Raw genomic sequence first — 5,350 nt, forward strand, 5'->3', positions numbered from 1 at the left:
GGGTGGATCAGGGTAACAACCATTTTGATGTTGTCGCCCGGCATTACCATCTCTACGCCTTCCGGCAGTTCGATGGTACCAGTCACGTCAGTAGTACGGAAGTAGAACTGCGGACGGTAGCCTTTGAAGAACGGAGTATGACGGCCGCCTTCGTCTTTGGACAGAATGTACACTTCAGATTCGAACTTGGTGTGCGGCTTGATAGAGCCCGGCTTAGCCAGTACCTGACCACGTTCGATTTCTTCACGTTTGATACCACGCAGCAGAACACCAACGTTCTCACCAGCACGGCCTTCGTCCAGCAGTTTGCGGAACATTTCAACGCCAGTACAGGTAGACTTAGCAGTCTCTTTGATACCAACGATTTCAACTTCTTCACCAACTTTGATGATACCGCGTTCTACACGACCGGTAACAACGGTACCACGACCGGAGATGGAGAATACGTCTTCGATAGGCAGCAGGAACGGCTTGTCAATCGCACGCTCTGGTTCTGGGATGTAAGAATCCAGGAAGCCAGCCAGTTCGATGATTTTCGCTTCCCACTCTGCTTCGCCTTCCAGCGCTTTCAGAGCAGAACCACGAACGATCGGAGTGTCGTCGCCCGGGAAATCGTACTGAGACAGAAGTTCACGAACTTCCATTTCTACCAGTTCCAGCAGCTCTTCGTCATCAACCATGTCGCATTTGTTCAGGAACACGATGATGTACGGAACGCCTACCTGACGACCCAGCAGGATGTGCTCACGAGTCTGCGGCATCGGGCCGTCAGTCGCAGCAACAACCAGGATCGCGCCGTCCATCTGCGCAGCACCGGTGATCATGTTTTTAACATAGTCGGCGTGGCCCGGGCAGTCTACGTGTGCGTAGTGGCGAGTCGGGGTGTCATATTCAACGTGAGAAGTGTTGATGGTGATACCACGAGCTTTTTCTTCCGGCGCGTTATCGATCTGGTCGAATGCGCGAGCAGCACCGCCGTAGGTTTTAGCCAGAACGGTAGTGATTGCAGCGGTCAGCGTTGTTTTACCATGGTCAACGTGGCCGATAGTACCGACGTTAACGTGCGGTTTAGTACGTTCAAATTTTTCTTTAGACATCGATTGTCCCTCTAAGACACGGATAAATCGGTGATATCACCACATCAACCAGGCAATATACCTGAGCTGTTGAATGCTTTTAAAAGTAAACAGAGAGAAACGGGAAGGAGAAGTGAAGTGGTGCTGATACCCAGAGTCGAACTGGGGACCTCACCCTTACCAAGGGTGCGCTCTACCAACTGAGCCATATCAGCACGTCTGGAGCGGGCAGCGGGAATCGAACCCGCATCATCAGCTTGGAAGGCTGAGGTAATAGCCATTATACGATGCCCGCATCCTGAAACTCGGCTACCCAGTTCTTTCTGCAACAAAAAAGAGATTTCTCTCTTTTCTGTTCGAGCTGATTAATTTTTTAATCAACTCAGGCGGCGATAACGCTGCCAGAAAGTGGTGGTGGGGGAAGGATTCGAACCTTCGAAGTCTGTGACGGCAGATTTACAGTCTGCTCCCTTTGGCCGCTCGGGAACCCCACCGGACTTGATGGTGCCGACTACCGGAATCGAACTGGTGACCTACTGATTACAAGTCAGTTGCTCTACCTACTGAGCTAAGTCGGCATCAAGTAGCGCGCATTTTATGGAGACATGCGCACTCATGCAACTAAAAAATTGCATAAAATGTTCTATCGCTCACATTTTGCACTATACGACCGATAAATAATCTATTTCCTCTTTGGATTGGACAAATTTCCAACGTCAGGTGCCTCCTCTGGGAGGAATTTTGCTCCGGCAGGTACGCTTTGATAGAGAGAAAGCACATCTTTATACATCTGGAATACCCGTCACATTGCATTTCAGAGGATGATTTTTTCTTATTATTCCCCCCCATCTGGTGTTACCCTCCTGCCCATTGTCCAAATTAACTGAAATGTGCGTGCCATTGCGTACCGGGATGATTTCGTTTTTTACCGCAGACCTGATATAGCAATGACAGCCAGACCATGCGTATGAGTATAAAAGAGCAAGCGTTAACGTCGCCTTACCTACAGTTTGATCGCAACCAGTGGGCTGCGCTTCGTGATTCCGTGCCGATGACCCTGACCGAGGAAGAGATTGCTCGTCTTAAAGGCATTAACGAAGACTTATCGCTGGAAGAAGTTGCCGAGATTTATTTGCCTCTCTCGCGTTTGCTAAACTTTTACATCAGTTCGAACCTGCGACGTCAGGCCGTGCTGGAGCAATTTTTAGGCACGAATGGCGAGCGTATTCCTTATATTATTAGCATTGCTGGCAGCGTCGCCGTCGGTAAAAGTACGACTGCGCGTGTTTTGCAGGCTTTGCTCAGTCGCTGGCCCGAGCATCGCAAGGTTGAGTTGATTACTACCGATGGCTTTCTCCACCCTAACCAGGTATTGAAAGATCGTGGACTGATGAAGAAGAAAGGCTTCCCCCAGTCCTATGATATGCATCGCTTGGTTAAATTCGTTTCCGATCTGAAATCAGGCGTACCTAACGTCACGGCACCGGTCTATTCCCATCTCATCTATGATGTGATCCCTGATGGTGACAAAACCGTTGCCCAGCCCGACATATTAATACTCGAAGGGCTAAATGTATTACAGAGCGGGATGGACTATCCTCACGATCCGCATCATGTATTTGTTTCTGACTTTGTCGACTTTTCTATTTATGTTGATGCGCCAGAAGAATTACTCCAGACGTGGTATATCAACCGTTTCCTGAAATTCCGTGAAGGGGCGTTTACCAACCCGGACTCTTATTTCCATAACTATGCAAAATTATCAGAAGATGAGGCTATCAACACCGCCACATCGTTATGGAAAGAGATTAACTGGCTGAATTTAAAACAAAATATATTACCAACGCGTGAGCGAGCAAGCTTAATCATGACGAAAAGTGCCAATCATGCCGTTGAGCAAGTCAGGTTGAGAAAATAAATAAAAAAGGGGAGCAACACCTCCCCTTCTTATTACTCAGCGCTTCTTAGCGATATTTCTCCACCCATCCAGGGTTTGATCTCGCCATTTTGTTCAAGCAATAATGCACCTTGCGCGTCTATTCCACGAGAGATGCCAAATATTTCTTTATCGCCAATAATAAGTTTGACCGGGCGGTCGATAAAGTTATCCAGTCTCTTCCAGCGAGACAGATACGGTGCTAAACCTTCGTGCTCAAAGAGCACTAACGCAGCACGCAACTCACGTATCAGTCGGGCGGCAAGGGTATTGCGATCAATGTTAATGCCCGCTTCCTGCAAGTTAATCCAGCCTTGATTCACCACATTTTCTTCAACCCGGCGCATGGACATATTAATACCCGCACCGATAACAATCTGCGCGGCATCCCCTGTCTTACCGGTCAGTTCAACCAGGATCCCTGCCAGCTTACGGTCGAGCAAATAGAGGTCGTTGGGCCATTTTACACGTACCTTCTCTGCGCCCAGATCGCGTAAAACCTCAGCCATGACGATACCAATAACCAGACTCAGGCCAATCGCGGCAGCCGGTCCTTGTTCCAGCCGCCAGAACATTGAAAGGTACAGGTTGGCACCAAACGGTGAAAACCATTTGCGACCACGGCGGCCGCGCCCGGCTTGCTGATATTCAGCGACACAGGCATCCCCTGACTCCAGTTGACCTATTCGGTCCATCAGGTACTGATTGGTTGAGTCGATAACCGGCAGGACTGTGATATTTCCACCATCCAGTTGAGAATGAATAAGTGAGGCATCTAATAGTTGGATAGGCTCCGGTAAGCTGTATCCTTTACCTGGAACAGTAAAGACATCAACCCCCCAGTCGCGTAACGTCTGGACATGCTTATTGATTGCAGCACGGCTCATTCCCAACTTTTCACCGAGCTGCTCACCGGAATGAAATTCGCCATCAGCGAGTAATGAAATAAGCGTCAGAGGGACGGTATTATCCTTCATGCAATGATCTCCACAGCATTCATTTCACCCTGCGGGCCAATAAACCGGACCTCTGGTTCGAGCCAGACATTAAATTTCTCACCGACTTTTTGACGTACATGATGTGCAAGTTGCACCACATCCTGACTCGTCGCATTGTCTGCATTGATCAGCACCAGTGCCTGCTGTTGATGTACCGCTGCGCCACCAATGCGCTTACCTTTTAGCTGACACTGGTCGATAAGCCAGCCGGCTGCCAGTTTCACAGAACCATCAGCCTGCGGGTAATGAGGTGCTGTTGGGAATTTTGCCAGGAGCTCCTGCGCAATCTCTGCGCTGACAACCGGGTTTTTAAAGAAGCTTCCTGCATTACCGTTTACTTTCGGATCGGGCAGTTTTGTCGTGCGCATATGGCAGACAGAATCAAAAACCTGCTGAGGCGTCACCGTTGTAGGATCCAGGCGCGTCAGATCGCCATAGGTCAGTACCGGATGCCACTGTTTAGACAAGCGTAAACCAACAGCAATAATTGCGAAGCGATCCTGGTATTCATGTTTGAAGATGCTGTCACGATAACCAAAACGACATTCTGCTGCACCAACGCGCAGATGTTTGCCAGTCGACAGCTCAACGCAGTCTACGTATTCGCAGACGCGCTGTAGCTCTACGCCATAGGCACCAATATTCTGGATTGGCGATGAACCCACGCAGCCTGGGATAAGCGCCAGATTTTCCAGCCCAGGCATGCCAAGCTGCAACGTATGCTGGACCAGATGATGCCAGTTTTCACCCGCACCTACGTGCAAATGCCACGCATCAGGTTGTTCTGTAATCTCAATACCCTTAATACGATTGACGATCACCGTACCCTGGAAGGTATCAAGAAACAGGACGTTACTCCCTTCGCCCAGGATCAGTACAGGATGATGCGATGCATTGGCTGATTGCCAGGCATTCAGTAATTGTTGTTCATTATCGGCGCAGACAAGTTCATTCGTTTGCTGATCGATACCGAAGGTGTTCCAGGCTTTAAGGGAGTGATTCATAGACGCTTTCCTGATGCAAAATCGCGCCTAGTTTACCGCATATACCGCAGGATGGCTTGTGTTATGGAGGCTCAGGATATTGCTTTGCACCCGATGGTGCGGTGTTGTGATGTGCCTGATGCGCTGCGCTTATCAGGCCTACAAAATACATTCAGCCCGGCCCCTGTAGGCCGGATAAGGCGGCACGCCGCATCCGGCGGTTTTCACCCCGCACAGACGCAAAAAAGCCCATCCGTCAGGATGGGCTTCTTCACTAAATTAATGCCTGGCAGTTTATGGCGGGCGTCCTGCCCGCCACCCTCCGGGCCGTTGCTGCGCAACGTTCAAATCCGCTCC

The 5,350-nt window shown here is 49.8% G+C and carries 4 protein-coding genes, 4 tRNA genes and 1 pseudogene; 2 read left to right on the forward strand and 7 right to left on the reverse strand.

The genetic code is table 11. The annotated features are described in order from the left end of the window. From tuf to OGX96_RS05355, 5 genes are all read right to left on the reverse strand, one after another. A partial coding sequence (tuf, locus tag OGX96_RS05335) for an elongation factor Tu (protein ID WP_118262821.1) occupies positions 1–1,097 on the reverse strand: 1,097 nt, incomplete at its 3' end. A 118-nt stretch (positions 1,098–1,215) separates the two neighbouring features. Next, positions 1,216–1,291, reverse strand: a tRNA-Thr gene (locus tag OGX96_RS05340). Positions 1,292–1,296: 5 nt separating this feature from the next. Next, a tRNA-Gly gene (locus tag OGX96_RS05345) sits at positions 1,297–1,371 on the reverse strand. Between the two features lie 114 nt (positions 1,372–1,485). After that, a tRNA-Tyr gene (locus OGX96_RS05350) sits at positions 1,486–1,570 on the reverse strand. A gap of 8 nt (positions 1,571–1,578) precedes the next feature. Next, positions 1,579–1,654, reverse strand: a tRNA-Thr gene (locus OGX96_RS05355). Between the two features lie 19 nt (positions 1,655–1,673). Between OGX96_RS05355 and OGX96_RS05360 the strand changes: the two are divergent. Both OGX96_RS05360 and coaA read left to right on the forward strand, forming a co-directional pair. Next, positions 1,674–1,754: pseudogene (locus OGX96_RS05360) on the forward strand (hypothetical protein); the annotation flags it as partial. 289 nt (positions 1,755–2,043) lie between these two features. Further along, entirely contained in the window at positions 2,044–2,994 is a 951-nt protein-coding gene (gene coaA, locus OGX96_RS05365) for a type I pantothenate kinase (RefSeq protein WP_003031107.1), read from the forward strand. A gap of 32 nt (positions 2,995–3,026) precedes the next feature. On the opposite strand, the gene birA is transcribed toward coaA, so the two are convergent. Together birA and murB are read right to left on the reverse strand one after the other, a co-directional pair. Continuing rightward, positions 3,027–3,989: a bifunctional biotin--[acetyl-CoA-carboxylase] ligase/biotin operon repressor BirA gene (gene birA / locus OGX96_RS05370; RefSeq protein WP_003826969.1), complete on the reverse strand. Its 963-nt coding sequence runs from the start codon at positions 3,987–3,989 to the stop codon at positions 3,027–3,029. Next, positions 3,986–5,014, reverse strand: a complete 1,029-nt coding sequence (murB, locus tag OGX96_RS05375) for a UDP-N-acetylmuramate dehydrogenase (protein WP_286582371.1) — start codon at positions 5,012–5,014, stop codon at positions 3,986–3,988. Before murB ends, birA begins: the two co-directional genes overlap by 4 nt. Positions 5,015–5,350: the final 336 nt, after the last annotated feature.

This window comes from Citrobacter sp. Cpo100, from assembly GCF_030332595.1.
Lineage (GTDB): Bacteria > Pseudomonadota > Gammaproteobacteria > Enterobacterales > Enterobacteriaceae > Citrobacter > Citrobacter portucalensis.

Coding starts and splice junctions, on each gene's coding strand:
- coaA (WP_003031107.1), top strand. CDS start 2,044: ATGAGTATAAAAGAGCAAGCGTTAACGTCGCCTTACCTACAGTTTGAT.
- birA (WP_003826969.1), bottom strand. CDS start 3,989: ATGAAGGATAATACCGTCCCTCTGACGCTTATTTCATTACTCGCTGAT.
- murB (WP_286582371.1), bottom strand. CDS start 5,014: ATGAATCACTCCCTTAAAGCCTGGAACACCTTCGGTATCGATCAGCAA.